Here is a 16,722-nt window from a genome sequence, read left to right on the forward strand (position 1 = left end):
GTGCATATCACTGGCATCAAGACCTACATGCAGCGCGTGGACGAGCGGCCGCGACTGCTTCTCAAGATCGAGACGAGCGAGGGCATCAGCGGCTGGGGCGAATGTTACAATCATGGCCCTGACTGGTCGCTGCCACCACTTCTCGACTACTTGTTTCACCAGATCGAAGGCGAAGATCCGCGCCGTGTCGAATATCTCGTCCTCAAGCTCAATCAACAATGCCGGTTTCCTCCCGGAGCTCTGGGCCTTGCCGCAATTTCCGCGATCGACCATGCGTTGTGGGACATTGCTGGCAAGGCTGCGGGTCTGCCGGTATACATGCTGTTGGGTGGCAGCGTCCGTGACCGCGTGCGCGTATACTGTGGCGTCTATACTGCGCCTGATGCAGAACACGCGCTCGATCAGACGCTGAAGCTCAACGAAGATTACGGTTACACGGCGTTCAAGCTCAGCCCGTATCGCCGTGATCTGCATACGGGCAGGTGGGGCGAATTGGTCAAGGAGACCGGCGACTGGTTTGGCAGAATACGCGAGATCACCCCCTCGCATTTCGAATTTGCCTTCGACGCGCATGCCAAGATCTTCGAACCTTACAAGGCCGTCCAGCTGGCTGCGGCGATCGCCCCGAACGACCCGCTTTTCTACGAGGAGCCTATTCGCCCTGAGCACATTCCAGCATGGCGAGAATTGAAGTCGAAGGTCAACGTGCCGCTCGCCACAGGTGAGTCTCTCTACAACCGCTTCGAATTCCTGTCGCTGCTGTCGGCGCAGGGTGCCGATATCATCCAACCAGACATCTGCGTTGTGGGAGGTGTCTGCGAAATGCGACGAATCGCAACGCTTGCTGAAGCGCATTATGTCACCGTCGCACCGCACAATCCGATGGGTCCGCTGGCGACCGCAGTCAATATCCATTTCTGCGCTGCCCAACCGAATTTTCAGATCCTGGAGTTCAAGCCGCATGTTCACGCGCCTTGGGCACTCGATCCTTACATGCCGGTAGATGGACACATGGAGTTACGGCCCGACCGTCCAGGGTGGGGGATCGAGATTGACGAAAAAGCTTTGCTGACGGACGACTACATCCATTGGCAACGCAAAATCACGAACAAACCGGATGGATCTACAGCCTATCCCTGAATGTGAAATTTGCGGTATGCCAACGTTGGTCGTTATCAAACAATCATGAGGTGCAAGCCTCATGATTGTTTGAAACCTCGCAGTGTGCGTGAGGAGCCGCCGTCACGCCCGTCCCGAAGGTACAATGCGAACGCCCAGATACCACCAATCGAATGGTATTGCGGCACGAATTCTCCACTCTAGGGTTGGTTCGGGTAAGAAGTTGGCCGTTCGATTTCGTATCCAGCAGCTTGTCAGTTCAGACATACCGTTCATTCGGTGCCCCCACGCACTGGATTTAAGCGGGAAATGGTTCCAAGGGTCTGACTCGATTAGCCATCCAACTCCTTGTTGACCCTTTCTCTCGATCAGACACTTCCTGCAAGCGAACCAGCTCGTATGCCTTGCAGATCTTTGCAGCCCTCTGAACGTGCAGCTCGCGGCTCTCATCGATGTCGAACGATTGGGCCACACCGGAGCGAAAATTCACATTCGCCGCTTTATCAGCCGCATATGCTCGATGATATGCCGGCCCGACCCCTCAACGTGTTGGGCAATGATTGCCGCTGCGCCATCGGCATCTTGGCTCTCGATGCTCTTAAGTAAGCCGCGATGCTCGTTTATCACGCTTGTCTGACGGCTCAGTGAGGTCGGGAACTGCCGGCTGATGGCGGAAAGGATTTCCCGGTGTCGCCACCATAAGTCGACCGCGTGGCGATTGTAGTGACGATCGTACATGACCTGATGGAATGCCATGTCTAGTTTTGAATGGGCATACGGATCGGCGAAATTCAAAATCTCCATCTGCGCCTGCAAATCTTCCAGGGCGTTGAGATCAGCCTTGGTTGCAAGGCCCACGAACCAACGCGTCAGGGCTGGCTCGATCAGAACCTCGATCTCAAAAATATCGCGTACGAAAGTTTCGTCTATCGCCCGCACACGCGCGCCGCGGTTTGGCATCATGACGACAAATCCCTCGCCACGAAGTTGCTGTAACGCCTCCCTTACGGGATTAGTCGAGGTTCCCATCCGTTCAGCAAGTTCGGAAACTTTTAGCCGTTCATTTGCGACGAACCGGCCCTGAATGATGTCGTCACGGATCCGCTCATAGATCGAGGCTTCGCCAAGATCTGCGTCCTCCGTTGACCGCTGTAGTTGGACAAGTGTGCTCATGGCAAGTTTCTAGCCGAAAACACAGGTGCATGCCAAGTGCGAAATATACCATTTCGCACATCGTTGTTGACAAATAATGTACGATCTGAAAGTTTCGAGACGTCCAGGCGGCTGATGTCTGCTGGACGTGTCTGAGGAGCGGGCACTTACCAAGTGGAGGGATTTACATGAGCTATCAGCGCATGCTGCATAGCCTCGTCGTATCGACGGGGTTATTGGGAGTGGTCGTTTTTGGTTGGTCAGGCGCAGCATTCGCGCAGAATTTCCAACAAGCGCCAAATCTGGATGAAAAAGTCAAAGCGGGCAAATTACCGTCGGTGAACGAGCGTCTTCCGGAGCACCCGTTTGTCGAGACAATGGTAGACGGCGTCGGAAAATATGGCGGAACGCTTCGCACCACGATCCTCGCCAATGGAGACCAGTACAATCTCACCCGCACGATCGCCAATGAGCTTCTGGTTCGTTGGGATCCGAAATGGAGCAAAGTCGAGCCGTCGCTCGCCGAAAAATTCACGGCTTCCGAAGATGCGACTACCTACACATTCACCCTGCGCAAGGGTTTGAAGTGGAGTGATGGTCAGCCATTCACTGTCGATGACATCCTGTTCTGGTATGAGGACGTTTTCATGAACCCGGCTTTGTCGCCGGCCAAAAACCCGACATTTACCGTCGCCGGTAAGCCGGTTAAGGTCCGCAAGGTCGATGAGCAGACGGTCGAGTTCAAGTTTGATGCCCCCTACGGCCTCTTCTTGCAGCAGCTTGCTTACGGCCAGGGCCACCTACCTGTAATCTATCCCAAGCATTATCTCAGCCAGTTTCACGAGAAGTACAACAAGGACGGCATCCCGGCGCTCCTGAAAGCCAACCCTGCGGCCGGTGACTGGGTGGCACTTTTCAATTCGAAGGTCTCGCTGACGTTCCAGCCGCCGTTCTGGCAGAACCTTGCCTTGCCGACGCTCAATCCCTGGATCCTGACAGTTCCCTACGCCGATGGTGAGCGTGTGGCTGCGACACGCAATCCATTTTATTGGAAGGTCGATACGTCAGGCAACCAGTTGCCCTACATCGACAACATTACCTGGGCCAAGCTCGATGACCCGCAGCTGATGGCACTGAAGATGACGTCTGGCGAATTCGACTTTGCATTCCGACACATCAACAATGCCACGTTCAAGTCGGTGCTGTTTGATGGCCAAGAGAGCGGCAAATATCGTTTTGTGGACGTGAAAGACCTCCCAGCCAACGATGCGGTCATTCTGCTTAACCTCAACTCCACCGACCCCGTGAAGAAGAAGGTGTTCCAGAACAAGGATTTCCGCGTAGCTTTAAGCCGTGCCATCAATCGTCAGGAGATCATTGATCTTGTCTATGTCGGGCAGGGTGCTCCTGCACAGGTGGCAGTGCAGCCTGAACATGAGTTGTTCAACGAGAAAGAAGCGACACAATACACCGAATACGATCCGGCAGCTGCCAATGCCGAACTTGACAAACTGATGCCGAAGAAAGACGGTGAGGGCTTCCGGCTAGACGAGACCGGCAAGCGCTTCACCATCAACTTCATGGTTGCCGACGTCTTCGGGCTTTCCTACCCGGACGTCATGCAGATGGTGCAGCAATACGCCAAGGACGTCGGTATCGACATTCAGATCCGCACCACCGATCGTGCTCGCCTCAACACCATGTGGAGCGCCAACGAGCAGGATGCCTATATCTGGAACTGCGTCGGTGGCCTTTCGGAAGTCTATACCGATCCGCGTTGCTACATGCCTTTCCAGAAAGCGGACATCTTCTTTGCGGTGCGCTGGGCCGAATGGTATGCCAACCATGAAGCCGGCGAGGAACCGCCTGAAAACGTCAAGGCACTGATGGCCGCCTACGACAAGGTCAACGCTGCCGTTACCGACGACGATCGCAAGGCGAAGATGGAGGAGTTCCTTAATCTGTCGGCGGACAACTTCCTCAACATCGGCATTTCGCGGCCTATGCCGAAATACATGATGGTGTCGAAGAACCTCAAGAATGTCGTTGATGGTATTCCGATCACCGGCAACCTTTGGCATCCAGCGCCGACCCTGTCGCAGTGGTATTTCGACAAGGCCAAATAAGGGCTTCTGCCAACGGCCGGAGACGCAGATGCCTCCGGCCACATCCCCCGCCAATCAATGGTCATTGTTATGCTTCGCTATATCGCCAAACGGCTGGTGTTTGCCATTCCGACACTCTTTGCCGTCTCGATCATCGCCTTTATCATCATCCAACTGCCGCCGGGCGACTACCTGACGACGCTTATGGCTGACTGGGCAAGTCAAGGCGGTGCCGTTGAAGCAGGTACGGTTGCGGCCATGCGTGAACGGTATGGTCTCGATCAGCCGATGTATTTCCAATATTACAAATGGATGGCCGGTATCCTGTTGCGCGGAGACTTCGGAATATCATTCGAACTCGGCAAACCTGTCACCGAGTTGATCTGGAGCCGTCTCGGCTTTTCATTGATGCTCTCGCTACTGACGCTTTGCTTTGTGTGGGCAGTCGCGATTCCGATCGGTATCATGTCGGCGGTGCGGCAATATTCCATCACTGATTATTTTGCGACATTTCTAGCCTTCTTCTTCCTGGCCGTCCCCGATTTTCTGGTGGCGTTGGGCGCGATGTATGTGATGTCGGTATGGTTCGGTCAGAGCGTCGGCGGACTGTTTTCCCCGGAATATGTGGATGCTGGCTGGAGTTTTGGCAAGTTCTTCGATCTAGCAAACCATGTCTGGCTGCCGGTGATCGTCATCGGCTTGGGGTCCCTCGCGGCACTGGTACGCATCATGCGCGCCAATCTCCTCGACGAGCTTTCCAAGCCCTATGTCACCACCGCCCGCGCAAAGGGTATGTCCGAATTTGAACTGTTGCTACGTTATCCAGTGCGCCTCGCGCTCAACCCGCTCATCTCGACGCTCGGATGGATACTACCCGCCGTCATCTCGGGGGAAATCATCGTCTCGGTGGTGATGAGCCTACCCACGACCGGACCGCTACTTTTGCGTGCCCTTCTGGCGCAGGACATGTACCTGGCCGGTTCGTTGATCCTCCTGATTTCTGTCCTCACCATCATCGGCACGCTAATCTCCGACATCCTGCTTGCCATGACCGATCCGCGGATAAGACTGACATGACCGATATTTCCCAGCTTCCTCCCGACACCGTCACCACCCTTGACCTGCGCGGCAAGGACATTGCCGTTGCGGGCCAATGGCGCCTGTTCTGGCTCAAATTCAAGAAGCACAAGATCGCGCTTGTCAGTCTCGTCGTTATCTGCCTGATGTACCTGGTTGCAGCCTTTGCCGATTTCATCGCACCGCTTGACCCGAACGCGACCAATGCCCGTTTCACCTACGCGCCACCTCAAGGGTTGTCGTTGTTTCATGAGGGCTCGTTTATGCCCCATGTGGACCAGTTGAAGATGACGCTGAATAAGGAGAGCATGCGTCGCGAGTTCGAAGCTGATACGGCAAAGCCTGTCGCCGTTGGTTTCTTTGTGCCTTCACCGACTTACAATATGCTTGGCTTCATACCAATCGAGACAAAACTGTTTGGGCTCGTTAATCCCAAGCCGGGCGACAGTCTTTATATCATGGGTGCCGATCGTCTCGGACGCGATATCTTCTCCCGCGTGGTTTACGGTGCTCGCATTTCTCTGTCCATCGGCCTGGTGGGGGTAGCCATGAGCCTTGTTCTGGGTGTCACCATCGGCGGTATTTCAGGCTTTTTCGGCGGCTGGGTTGATATGGCGGTCCAGCGCGTCATCGAGTTGTTACGATCGATTCCGACCATCCCGTTGTGGATGGGGCTGGCCGCCGCAATCCCGGTCGGCTGGCCACCACTGCGCACCTATTTCGTGATCACTTTGATCGTTTCATTGCTCGGTTGGACCAATCTGGCTCGTGAGGTCCGCGGCAAATTCCTGTCGCTTCGCGACGAGGACTTCGTCACAGCTGCCCGCCTCGACGGGATGAGTGAGATCGGGATAATCTTCCACCATCTGGTGCCGTCCTTCATGAGCCACATCATCGCTACCGTGACACTCGCCATCCCGACGATGATCCTTGCCGAGACGGCGCTGTCGTTCCTTGGAGTCGGGTTGCAGCCACCGATCATCTCGTGGGGTGTGCTTCTGCAGGAAGCGCAGAATATCCGCGCGGTAGCGCAGGCACCGTGGCTTTTGTTCACACCCGCGGCAGCAATCGTCATCGCTGTGCTTTCCCTCAATTTCCTCGGGGACGGACTGCGTGACGCCGCCGATCCTTACGAGATGGTGTAATGACTATGACCAACGACACCATCCTCAAGGTCGAAGACCTGAAAACCTACTTCAAAACCCGCACCGGCATCTTCAAGGCTGTCGATGGCGTGTCGTTTGAACTGAAGCGCGGCAAAACGCTGTGTGTCGTCGGCGAAAGCGGCTCCGGCAAATCCGTCACCGCCCGATCGATCCTGCAGATCGTTGATAGACCGGGGCAAATCGAAGGTGGCTCAATCCTGCTGGCGAGACAGGACGGCAGCCAGGTTGACCTCGCTAAACTCAATCCGCGCGGCGAAGACATCCGCAGTGTCCGCGGACGCGAGATCGCGATGATCTTTCAAGAGCCGATGAGTTCACTGTCTCCTGTCCACCGGATCGGCGAGCAGATCGGCGAGGCGTTACGCATCCATTTCGGCACGCCCAAGGCGGAGCGCCGCGAACGGGTTATGGAACTACTCAATCAAGTGGAAATTCCACGTCCTGAAACCGCTATAGATCGCTATACATTCGAGTTTTCAGGTGGCATGCGCCAGCGTGTGATGATCGCTATGGCTCTGGCTTGCAATCCGCAGGTTCTGATCGCCGACGAGCCCACAACGGCTCTCGATGTCACTACGCAAGCAGAAATTCTGGATCTGATCAAGCGCCTTCAAGAAAAACATGGCATGGCCGTGCTGTTTATCACCCATGACATGGGTGTTGTCGCCGAGATCGCCGACGAGGTCCTCGTCATGTACCGTGGCAAGGTCATGGAACACGGCAGTGTCGAGGACGTGTTTCATGCGCCCAAAGATGACTATACCAAACGCTTGATAAGTTCGGTGGTCCGACTGGAACGCAAAGCCGATATCAGGCTGACGCGTGCAGACATTGCCGCCGATGCGACACCGCTGCTTGAGGTTCGCAACATGTCCTTGACGTTTCCGTCGGGACTAAAGGCGGTCGATGATGTTTCGTTGATTGTGAGACCCGGTGAAACATTGGGTATCGTTGGTGAGAGCGGGTCCGGCAAGACAACGATGGGTCGTTGCCTTCTAAGGATCTACGATGCGCAAGCAGGTGAAATAAACTACCGTCGCGCCGATGGAAGCAATATTAATTTACGCACCGCAGACAAGCCGCAGTTGAAGGAGCTTCGTCGCGAGGTGCGAATGATCTTTCAGGACCCGGTCGGTTCGCTCAGCCCCCGCAAGACCGTCGGGCAGATCATCGCCGAACCGCTCAAACTCGCCGGGATGCGAGGGGCCGAACGAGATGACCGGGTCGCAGAATTGATGGAGCAGGTAGGTCTGGAGCCGGCGTGGCGCGAACGGTATCCGCACGCTTTTTCCGGCGGTCAGCGGCAGCGCATTGGCATCGCTCGCGCCATTGCAGTCAAGCCGCGGCTGATCGTAGCGGATGAGGCGACCTCGGCACTGGACGTTTCTTTGCGATCGCAAATCCTCGATCTGATGATGAAGCTTCAGGACGAGCTTGGTCTCTCCTATGTCTTCATTTCCCACGATATGTCAGTCATCCGATATATGTGCGATCGCGTCGCGGTCATGTATCGCGGACGAATCGTAGAGGCCGGCGATACCGACCAGGTCGTCAATCGGCCAAACCACGATTACACCCGGGCACTGCTCTCCGCCATTCCCCATCCAGACCCACGCGACCGGCGCATTCACAACCGTTTTCGCTACGTCGCGCCTAATGTTTCAGTAAACGGATAAGTCCATGAAAATCACCGATGTAAAAGTTGTTGTCTGCTCGCCCGGCCGTAATTTCGTGACGGTCAAAATCTTCACCGACGAGGGTTTGACGGGCGTCGGTGATGCCACTTTGAATGGTCGCGAGAAGGCTGTGGTCGCCTATCTTGAAGATCACTTAGCCCCTCTCTTGATCGGAAGGGACCCAGCCCGGATCGAGGATATCTGGCAGTATTTTTACAAGGGCGCTTATTGGCGCCGTGGCCCGGTGACTATGGCTGCGATCGCCGGGATCGATACGGCGCTTTGGGATATCAAAGCCAAGGCCGCAAATATGCCTCTCTACCAGTTGCTAGGGGGAGCAAGCCGGGAAAAGGTGCTGTGCTATACGCATGCGCAGGGAACGACAATTGCCGAGGCCGTTGACGCTGTGGGCCGGCGGATCGATGAAGGCTACAAGGCTATCCGCGTGCAGGTCGGCATCCCGGGCCTTCCGGACGTCTATGGTACAGGTGCCAAGACGGTGACCAACAACGCTGTTGATGATGCCGTCCCACACGAAGAGGTATGGTCGACCTCCAAATATATGCGCCATATCCCGAAACTCTTCGAAGCGGTGCGCGAAGCGCACGGCTGGGATATCGAGCTTCTACACGACGCGCACCACCGGCTGACACCGATCGAGGCCGCTCGCGTGGGCAAGGATTTGGAATTTGCACGGCTGTTTTGGTTGGAGGATACGGTCGCAGCGGAACACCAGGAGGGATTTCGTCTGATCCGCAAGCACACGACGACGCCGCTTGCCGTCGGCGAAGTGTTTAACACCATCTGGGATGCACGCCTTTTGATGGAAGAGCAATTGATCGACTATATCCGAACCACCTGCGTACATGCCGGCGGCATCACGGCGCTGCGGCGGATCATGGATTTTGCCAGCGTGTACAATGTGCGCACTGCCTGCCATGGAGCAATGGACATGTCGCCGATTTGCCTCGGTGCCAATTTGCATCTCGATCTATGGGTGCCGAATTTCGGCATCCAGGAATATTCCGGCTATTTGCCGAAGATTCTTGAGGTTTTCCCGGGCGCATGGAGCTTGAAGGACGGTTACCTTCATCCGGGCGACGCGATCGGCCATGGCGTCGATATCGATGAGAAGCTTGCCGAGAAATACCCCTACCAGCGCGCCTATCTGCCGGTAAACCGTCTTGAGGACGGTACTCTTTGGCATTGGTAGGCAAGAAAGTTTGGAGGAGATGAAATGAAGATTTCAGGAATCAAGACCTATGCCGTCAAGGTCGGCATCCGCAATCAACTGCTGGTCAAAGTGGAAACCGACGAAGGTGTTTTTGGCTGGGGCGAGAGCGGTCTGTCCGGTCGTGAGAAAGCTGTCGTCGGAGCGCTTGAACATTACGCTGAATTTCTGACGGGACGCGACCCGTTTCAAATCGGCGCGCTTTGGCAAGAAATGTATCGAAGCCAGTATTTCGAAGGCGGACGCGTGCTGCAGGCGGCGATTTCGGCAATCGACATCGCCCTGTATGACATCAAAGGCAAGGCGCTGGGTGTGCCGGTTTACGACCTGCTCGGTGGTAAGCAACGCGACCGGATTTCCACCTTTGCTACAACATTCGCCCCCCCTGGTCCTGAGATGATCGACCAGGCAAAAATGCTTGTTGAGCATGGTTGGACCGCCATGCGGCTTTCGCCTTCAGGGCATGAAGAAAAGGAAATCTACGAACCACGCGAGCATATCGCGACAACGGCAAAGTGGTTGGTCAAAGCTCGAGAGGAGCTCGGTGGAGATGTTGTGCTGGGTATTGACTACCATCATCGGCTGACGGTCGCGGAAGCGGCAAGTTTCTGTCAGAAAATGCCGTCAGGCACGCTCGATTTTCTAGAAGAACCCATTCGTGACGAGTCGCCTGGAGCCTATGAGGCACTACGACGGATGACCGACGTCCCCTTTGCCATCGGGGAAGAGTTTGCGTCTAAATGGCAGTTCCAGCCTTACATTGAGCGTGACATCCACCAATTTAACCGACTGGATGTGTGCAATGTTGGCGGCCTGACAGAGTCAATGAAGGTCGCGGCGTGGAGTGAAACCCATTACGTGGACATGATGCCGCATAATCCACTTGGCCCAGTCTGTACTGCAGCGACACTCCATTTTTGTGCCGCGGTGCCAAATTTCTCGTGGCTGGAAACCCGTAACAGTCCGGCGGAAACTCATCTTGGCTTCGATAACTCCGACTTCTTCCCAATACAGCCACGGCTCGAAGGTTCGTCTTATCCGGTCTCGGATGTGCCGGGCCTCGGGGTGGAGGTCAATGAAGAGCTACTGGCAAAACAAAGTTTTGAATTCTGGGAGGCACCGCATTTGAAGCGGCGAGATGGCTCTGTCACGAATTGGTGAGCTTCGTCACGTGCAATATTTTCGATGATCGTGTCCTATTGCGTGTTGTAGCTTCGGCGTTCGCCGTGCCTTCCGGACAGAGCCGGGAATGGGTCCGCTTGCCGCTGGCAGGCTGATGATCGGATCATCGCTCATTTGTCCGATGGTTTCCCGTGTCATGAAGCGGGACCGCTGGACTGCCCACTGTTTGGGGTGGAGGGAGGGGATCGGCCCGAGAGGATCTCGCAAGAGGAGGGCAGGGTCCGCACACAGAGCCGGGTTGTCATGATGCAAACCTCGAGCGGGCGAACGCGGCAGCCGGACAGGTTGCCTGAACTCGGTTCACTGCACTGCTGGATAACGTCGATCTGAATGCGCTTCATCGTGCATTCAGACGACAAAAGCGGCAGGCAAGCGCAGGCGTCGATGGGATGACTGTGGCGAAGTACGAAGAGAGGTTGGAGCAAAATCTTCACGATCTCAGCGATCGGGTCCACACGGGTCGCTACCGGCCAGAGGCGGTGCGACGTGGTTACATTCCAAAAGCCGATGGCGGAAAACGGCCACTTGGAGTGCCGACTCTGGAGGATAAGATCGTCCAGTGCGCGGTCGCTGAAGTGCTTAGTGCCGTCTATGAGGCCGATTTTTGCGGGTTCTCCTATGACTTCAGGCCAGGGCGCAACTCGCACATGGCACTGGATGCATTGCATACAGCGACCATGAGCCAGCGCGTGAACTTCTGGGTGCTCTATGCCAACATCCGCAGCTTCTTTGACTCGGTTGACCACGAGTGGCTGTTGCAGATGGTGGTGTACAGGATAGCCGATCCCCGTATCCTCCAGCTTATCAAGCTGTTGCTGCGGGCGGGAATTCTTCAGAGCGGCGAGACATATGAGACTGACAAGGGTGACTCGCAAGGAGCTGGCATTAGTCCGCTGCTCGCCAATATCTTTCTGCACTACATCCTCGATCTGTGGGTTCATCAATGGCGTCGACGCTATCGGAATGGACAATTGGCCGATCCTCTGTTTCGGTCACGGTCTCAATGGCTGCATCAAGCATAGTATTGACCAGCTCCGCATCTGGGTGCGTTCTAATCGACCAACTGATGACCATGCCGTCGAAGCAATCGATGATAGGCGAAAGGTAGACAATTGCCCGCTTCTGATCACATGTTCCCAATAGCGGTCGGACCGGTTGCGGCTCCCTTCCCGACATTCCAAGTGGGCCAGGTGCTTGATCCGGCGCGCTTATCTGTCAGTTCGCATTTGAAGTAATGTCCGGTCAACGGTTCGTATCCGTTCAAGGCCAAGCATGGCAAGACGACGCTTAAAGAGCCGTTTCAATTGCCCTTTGTAAGCGATGTCATTATGCAGGCTCTAAGGTACAGCTTTTTTTCGAAGCTCTGCAACCAGAGCCTCTTGCCGTGCTTGCAGGCTGCGCAGATCCTCGACGTCGGTTGAGGTTCCCAGCCACTCGATAATGTCGCCATTCTCGTCGCGAACAGGAGTGGCGCGCGTATGAAACCAGCGGTACTCATCAGTGCTAGCTTGTCGAATACGGTACTCAACCTCGAATCCACCCGTCTCAGCAGCTTTTGACCAGTTCATAAGTGCAGTATCGCGGTCCTCCGGATGAACGGGATCCAGCCAGCCCATACCATGGCTCTCCTTTTCCGCCTGACCGGTGTATACCGTCCACTGTGGGCCAGACCATGTAAGATCTCCACCGTCGCCAGCGCGCCATACCAACTGCGGAATACCCTCCAAGAGCGCACGTTGACGGATCTCAGCTCGTGCCAGTTCCTGTTCCACGTGTTTGATTTCAGTAATATCGTGGACGATGCCACCAATGTGGACAACGTCACCTCGATTGTCTTTGATAGGAAAATCGGTATTCCTCAGCCATCGAACTTCTCCGTCTTCAGGTCGACGTATGCGATATTCAAACGTGACCCATTCGCCGTTTCGAACCCGCTGCAAGTTTCCTGCGACGGCATCGCGGTCTTCTTCCAAGATCAGTTCAAGCCAGCCGACCATATTGTCACCACGGAGCGCTGCTTCCCGGTCAAGTCCGTAAATATCCTCAAATGCAGGGGTGAGGTAGGACCACTGAAACGTTTTTGCATCGCGAATCCAGAGTATGTCCTGGGACGCTTCACCAAATTGACGGAACCGGTCTTCGGACTCTCTCAAGGCAGCTTCTATTCGCGCTCGCTCCGAAACGTCAACAAATGTTACCACGGTGCCATCGATGCGGTCTTCCACTGTTCTGTATGGCCGCAGCCGCATCGAAAATTCTCGGCCGTGGCGACTTGTGACCTCACGCTCAATAGGGATCAGGTCCTTGAGAACCGTGCGTGCGTCCTTATCGATTGCGTCATAATCGAGCTGGTGCGTAAAGTCTGTAATGGCACGACCAATGTCATGCCGTGTGACGTTAAAAAGCTCTGCAACAGGTGCTGTAAACATTCGGATGCGGAGGTCTGGGTCGAGAAACAGAGTGCCTATCTCGGTCGCTGCAGAAAGATTTTGCAGGTCACTGTGGGCCGCCGAAATGCTGTCGAGCTTGCTCTTCAACTCGGCATTGACCGTGTGCAGTTCCTCGTTGATGGATTGGAGTTCTTCCTTGGACGTTTCAAGTTCCTCGGCCGTCGAACGATATTCCTCGTTCATTGACTGGAGCTCTTCGTTTGCTGCGCGGAGTTCCTGAACCAAAGACTCATGGCCGTTGCGGCTCATCATTAGTGCCTCTTGCGAGGCCTTTAATTCGGCATAGACGCGCCGCACTTCTCCTGGTCTGGTGTCAGACGCGTTCTCAAGTTCATCGTTGTCGACAACGATCCCGCCATCCATAAAAAATACGAGGACCTGAGACACCCTACCTTCGCTCGGGAGCGGTGTAACTTGCAAAGAAACCCGCCGCTTTCCTTGATCGAAACTGACCACGGTTGGAAGCGTGACGCTGGGCTGGCCCATCTCGAGAGCTCGAGCAAGCGCAATTCCGAGATCGAGACGCAATTCGGGTCTCACAACAGACGTCAAGGACTTCGAGACGGGCCCCGCGGAGTGAAGAATGAAACGACCTGCCGTTGGCGACAGATGCAAAATGTTTTGAGCGTCGTCAACGAGTGCGCTGGCTGGTGCGTGTTGTTCCAATGCCGCGACATGGACGGCCGCCGGGATAGACGCCCGCTCAGCAACGACTGAGGTGGGTCGAACGTAATTTGGGGGTTGTTCCGGGGCGGCAAACTGCGGAAGAATTGGTAGTAGATGACCATTCTGTGGGCGAGAAGCGTAGATTCTAGCCTGCCTGTCGACACTCGCAAAGAGGTCCGCGGCTACATCGACTGTTTCTGCTGAGCCGAGGAAGAGATATCGCCCTGTTCGCAAACCGTATTGGAACAGCGAGCAAACTTGAGCCTGAAGCGCACGCTCGAGGTAGATCAGCAAATTGCGACACGTGATCAGGTCGAGCCGCATAAAAGGCGGCTCCTTCAGGACGCTGTGTTTTGCAAACAAAACGGTTTCCCGCAATTCTTTCCGGATGCGGAAGTGGGTGCCTTCATCGATGAAAAATTTTGCAAGCCTCTCCTGCGAAACATCTGCTTCGATGGCGCGTGGATAGCGTCCTTCTCTGGCCACCGCAAGTGCCGCCTCATCAAGATCGGTTGCAAAGATCTGCAGTGGAAACTTGACGTTCTGTAAAGCCATTTCTTCTTGCAGCAGAATTGCGACACTGTACGCCTCTTCGCCTGTCGCACAGCCGACGACCCATACCCGAATACTCTCCTCGCTTTGGGCGTCGTAATCACTGATCAAAGGCCGTATCGCCTGTGCGGCCAAAGCGTTGAAAGCGTATTCATCCCGAAAAAACATTGTGACGGATATCAAAAGATCCGAAAAGAGGTTTTGGGCTTCTTCTGGAGTGGTCGTTAGATGGTCGGCATAGTCCGCCAAGTTTTTCATCCGACAAACCTGCATGCGCCGGACAACACGGCGCATTACGGTGGCGCGCTTGTATGCGGAGAAATCATGACCGACCCTAGAACGTAGCAATGCGACGATACGACGAAGGTCGTTTGCAGATCCAGCCATGTCGAGAGATCGTACAGCATCCTTGCTGCGAGCAACTTCGGTCAGGTATCCGGCAAGCCGAGCGATCGGAGCAACAAAATCTGCTGCACCTGTGGCGATTGCATTTTGTGGCATAGCAGGAAAGCTGGCTTCAGAAGGGTCCTGCACCATGATGACGCCGCCAGCTTCTTTGACCGCTTTGACCCCCAAAGCACCGTCCGCACCGGCACCAGACAAAACGATCGCAACGCCGTCGCCACGGGCTGCTGCAACGGAGCGAAAGAACATGTCGATCGGCGCGCGCTTGCCTCGAGGCTCGCTGAAATGACGGGCCTCGACCCCATCCCCATTAATAATAAGCTCGTGGTCTGGCGGGATGACGTAAACGCAGTTTGCATTCAGCGTGGTATAGTCGCCGACCGCATAGACCGGCATGGACGTGCAAACCGACAAAATTTCGCTAAGAGCGCTGGGCTCGTCAGGAGAGAGATGAAGAATAACGACATAAGCTAAGCCCAGGTCGACGGGGATCTGTCGAAACAGACTCTGTAAAACGCCAACGCCGCCTGCCGATGCACCGATCGCACATACGGGCAGTAGATCATGGGTCGTGGGCGACACATGGCCCGAGGTATCCGTCATATCGATTTTGCCATTATCATTTGTCACGCTGCCGACCAAGAAACGGCCTCTCTCGACGTGAGACTATAGCTGCCGATCGATCAAAGCTAGGCAACTGTCTTTGTGTCAGACGAATTGCTGTGGGAAATTTCATCGAGCGTGGCCAACATTTTAACAATCGCTTCAGATGAACATGAATAATAAAGAGTCTGCGCGTCTCTCCTTACGTCAACCAATTTGGCTTGTCGAAATCTACTGAGATGTTGCGACAATGCAGATTGGCTAACGTTCACCTCATTGGCAAGCGCCGATACACTCCATTCCTGCCCTACGATTCGCCCAAGAACCTCCAAGCGGCAAGGATTAGCTAGCAGTCCTAATAAATCGGCAGCTTTCTTAGTATCGAATTTGAAATCGTGGCTCACGAGCTTCTCCTGGCGATAAGCGGAACATAGGCAAGCTTCGACTATAACGGTGATCGGACACGCTCTTTTAAATTGCATTAAACGCGTTATACTAATTTACTAATGTTCGCAAATGGCACTTGGGGAATTTATCAAAATGCAGCAAGCGGAGCGCGCGAAAGTTCTTGCTTCAGAAATTGCAGGGCTGTTGATAGACGTCAGGGTAAACCTGGGTGTCAGTCGAGGGCTGCTGAATGATATTCCCGCTAGTTTAGCTTCTAAACGGGAAACAGTTCGGCTTGTGATCCCGGAGATGGGGTTTTTCACATGGTTCGTCTCAGGAAATTTGTTTCACGGGGACGGCCTGTTTGGTGCGTTACATGGGCTGGATTTGGAGAACCTATCATCCGGCGTTGGTGTTGAAAATGTACTATCACGGGTCGCCACAGAAGATCAGCCACAGGTAGCTGGAGGTCTTCGGTTCGCGATATCTTCGGGACAGCGGTGTACGCTAAGCTACACGACTAACCCTGACAATATTCAGAGGGACATAATACTAATTGGTTGCTGCCTTCGCAATGAAGAGGGAATGCCCTCATTTTTTTCCGGAATCGTAATTGAAAAGACGGCGGCAGTTTTCTTGGATGGCTCGGATCCTTTTAAAGCATATTGCGATGCCGCTTTATCGTTAGCAAAGGAGAGGGGTAATCTTCTCGCAACTCGGTATTTAAAATCGGCGTTGAATTCGGCTGCGACTTAGATCGCGCTTTTCCAAATCGACAGTCGGACTGCATCAATCTGGTATGTTTCCAGAAAGATCCTTTTTGCTAAGGAGTTGATTCCGAAACGATCGGCGAGTACACAGGCCGACCGCCGGAAATATCGCCTTGCATTTATAGTTACAAGGTATCCGGTTCATATCCGCTAAATAGCTGCCCCTCACATGCCTCTTTCG

General features: G+C 54.7%; 12 protein-coding genes and 1 pseudogene. 9 read left to right on the forward strand and 4 right to left on the reverse strand.

Annotation, left to right across the window (positions count from 1 at the left end; all coding sequences use genetic code 11):
• Positions 1 to 1,140 carry a mandelate racemase/muconate lactonizing enzyme family protein gene (locus CPJ18_RS07060; protein ID WP_077105514.1) on the forward strand — a complete coding sequence of 380 codons (1,140 nt, stop codon included), beginning with the start codon at positions 1 to 3 and terminating at the stop codon, positions 1,138 to 1,140.
• A 465-nt stretch (positions 1,141 to 1,605) separates the two neighbouring features.
• On the opposite strand, the gene CPJ18_RS07065 is transcribed toward CPJ18_RS07060, so the two are convergent.
• A complete protein-coding gene (locus CPJ18_RS07065) occupies positions 1,606 to 2,292 on the reverse strand; it encodes a GntR family transcriptional regulator (protein ID WP_077105513.1) in 687 nt (228 codons plus the stop codon).
• 167 nt (positions 2,293 to 2,459) lie between these two features.
• Here CPJ18_RS07065 and CPJ18_RS07070 point away from each other — a divergent pair, with 167 nt between their 5' ends.
• The 7 genes from CPJ18_RS07070 to CPJ18_RS07105 all read left to right on the forward strand — a co-directional run bounded on the left by CPJ18_RS07070 (position 2,460) and on the right by CPJ18_RS07105 (position 11,730).
• Positions 2,460 to 4,397: an ABC transporter substrate-binding protein gene (locus CPJ18_RS07070; RefSeq protein WP_103657519.1), complete on the forward strand. Its 1,938-nt coding sequence runs from the start codon at positions 2,460 to 2,462 to the stop codon at positions 4,395 to 4,397.
• A 69-nt stretch (positions 4,398 to 4,466) separates the two neighbouring features.
• Entirely contained in the window at positions 4,467 to 5,453 is a 987-nt protein-coding gene (locus tag CPJ18_RS07075) for an ABC transporter permease (RefSeq protein ID WP_103657574.1), read from the forward strand.
• Positions 5,450 to 6,598, forward strand: coding sequence for an ABC transporter permease (locus tag CPJ18_RS07080; RefSeq protein WP_103657520.1), 1,149 nt, complete (start codon positions 5,450 to 5,452; stop codon positions 6,596 to 6,598). Before CPJ18_RS07075 ends, CPJ18_RS07080 begins: the two co-directional genes overlap by 4 nt.
• Entirely contained in the window at positions 6,598 to 8,295 is a 1,698-nt protein-coding gene (locus tag CPJ18_RS07085; protein WP_103657521.1) for an ABC transporter ATP-binding protein, read from the forward strand. Before CPJ18_RS07080 ends, CPJ18_RS07085 begins: the two co-directional genes overlap by 1 nt.
• A 4-nt stretch (positions 8,296 to 8,299) precedes the next feature.
• Positions 8,300 to 9,508: a D-mannonate dehydratase ManD gene (gene manD, locus CPJ18_RS07090; RefSeq protein WP_103657522.1), complete on the forward strand. Its 1,209-nt coding sequence runs from the start codon at positions 8,300 to 8,302 to the stop codon at positions 9,506 to 9,508.
• 24 nt (positions 9,509 to 9,532) lie between these two features.
• Positions 9,533 to 10,687 carry a mandelate racemase/muconate lactonizing enzyme family protein gene (locus CPJ18_RS07095; RefSeq protein WP_103657523.1) on the forward strand — a complete coding sequence of 385 codons (1,155 nt, stop codon included), beginning with the start codon at positions 9,533 to 9,535 and terminating at the stop codon, positions 10,685 to 10,687.
• A gap of 410 nt (positions 10,688 to 11,097) precedes the next feature.
• On the forward strand, positions 11,098 to 11,730 hold the full coding sequence (locus CPJ18_RS07105; protein WP_245445356.1) for a reverse transcriptase domain-containing protein: 633 nt from the start codon (positions 11,098 to 11,100) through the stop codon (positions 11,728 to 11,730).
• Here the strand turns inward: CPJ18_RS07105 and CPJ18_RS07110 are convergent.
• From CPJ18_RS07110 to CPJ18_RS07120, 3 genes and pseudogenes are all read right to left on the reverse strand, one after another.
• Positions 11,666 to 11,818 (reverse strand): annotated as a pseudogene (locus CPJ18_RS07110) (IS3 family transposase); the annotation flags it as partial. The gene CPJ18_RS07105 and the pseudogene CPJ18_RS07110 sit on opposite strands and share 65 nt — an antisense overlap.
• A 227-nt stretch (positions 11,819 to 12,045) precedes the next feature.
• Positions 12,046 to 15,423 (reverse strand): chemotaxis protein CheB, encoded by a 3,378-nt coding sequence (locus CPJ18_RS07115; RefSeq protein ID WP_245445357.1) that lies wholly within the window; start codon positions 15,421 to 15,423, stop codon positions 12,046 to 12,048.
• Positions 15,424 to 15,470: 47 nt separating this feature from the next.
• Positions 15,471 to 15,788, reverse strand: coding sequence for an ArsR/SmtB family transcription factor (locus tag CPJ18_RS07120; RefSeq protein WP_077105576.1), 318 nt, complete (start codon positions 15,786 to 15,788; stop codon positions 15,471 to 15,473).
• Positions 15,789 to 15,900: 112 nt separating this feature from the next.
• On the opposite strand from CPJ18_RS07120, the gene CPJ18_RS07125 reads away from it, so the two are divergent.
• The gene (locus CPJ18_RS07125) at positions 15,901 to 16,527 is read left to right on the forward strand and encodes a hypothetical protein (protein WP_103657526.1); all 627 of its coding nucleotides are present in this window, start codon (positions 15,901 to 15,903) and stop codon (positions 16,525 to 16,527) included.
• The last annotated feature ends 195 nt before the right edge of the window (positions 16,528 to 16,722 follow it).

Source organism: Agrobacterium rosae (genome assembly GCF_002915175.1).
Taxonomy (GTDB): Bacteria; Pseudomonadota; Alphaproteobacteria; order Rhizobiales; family Rhizobiaceae; genus Agrobacterium; species Agrobacterium rosae.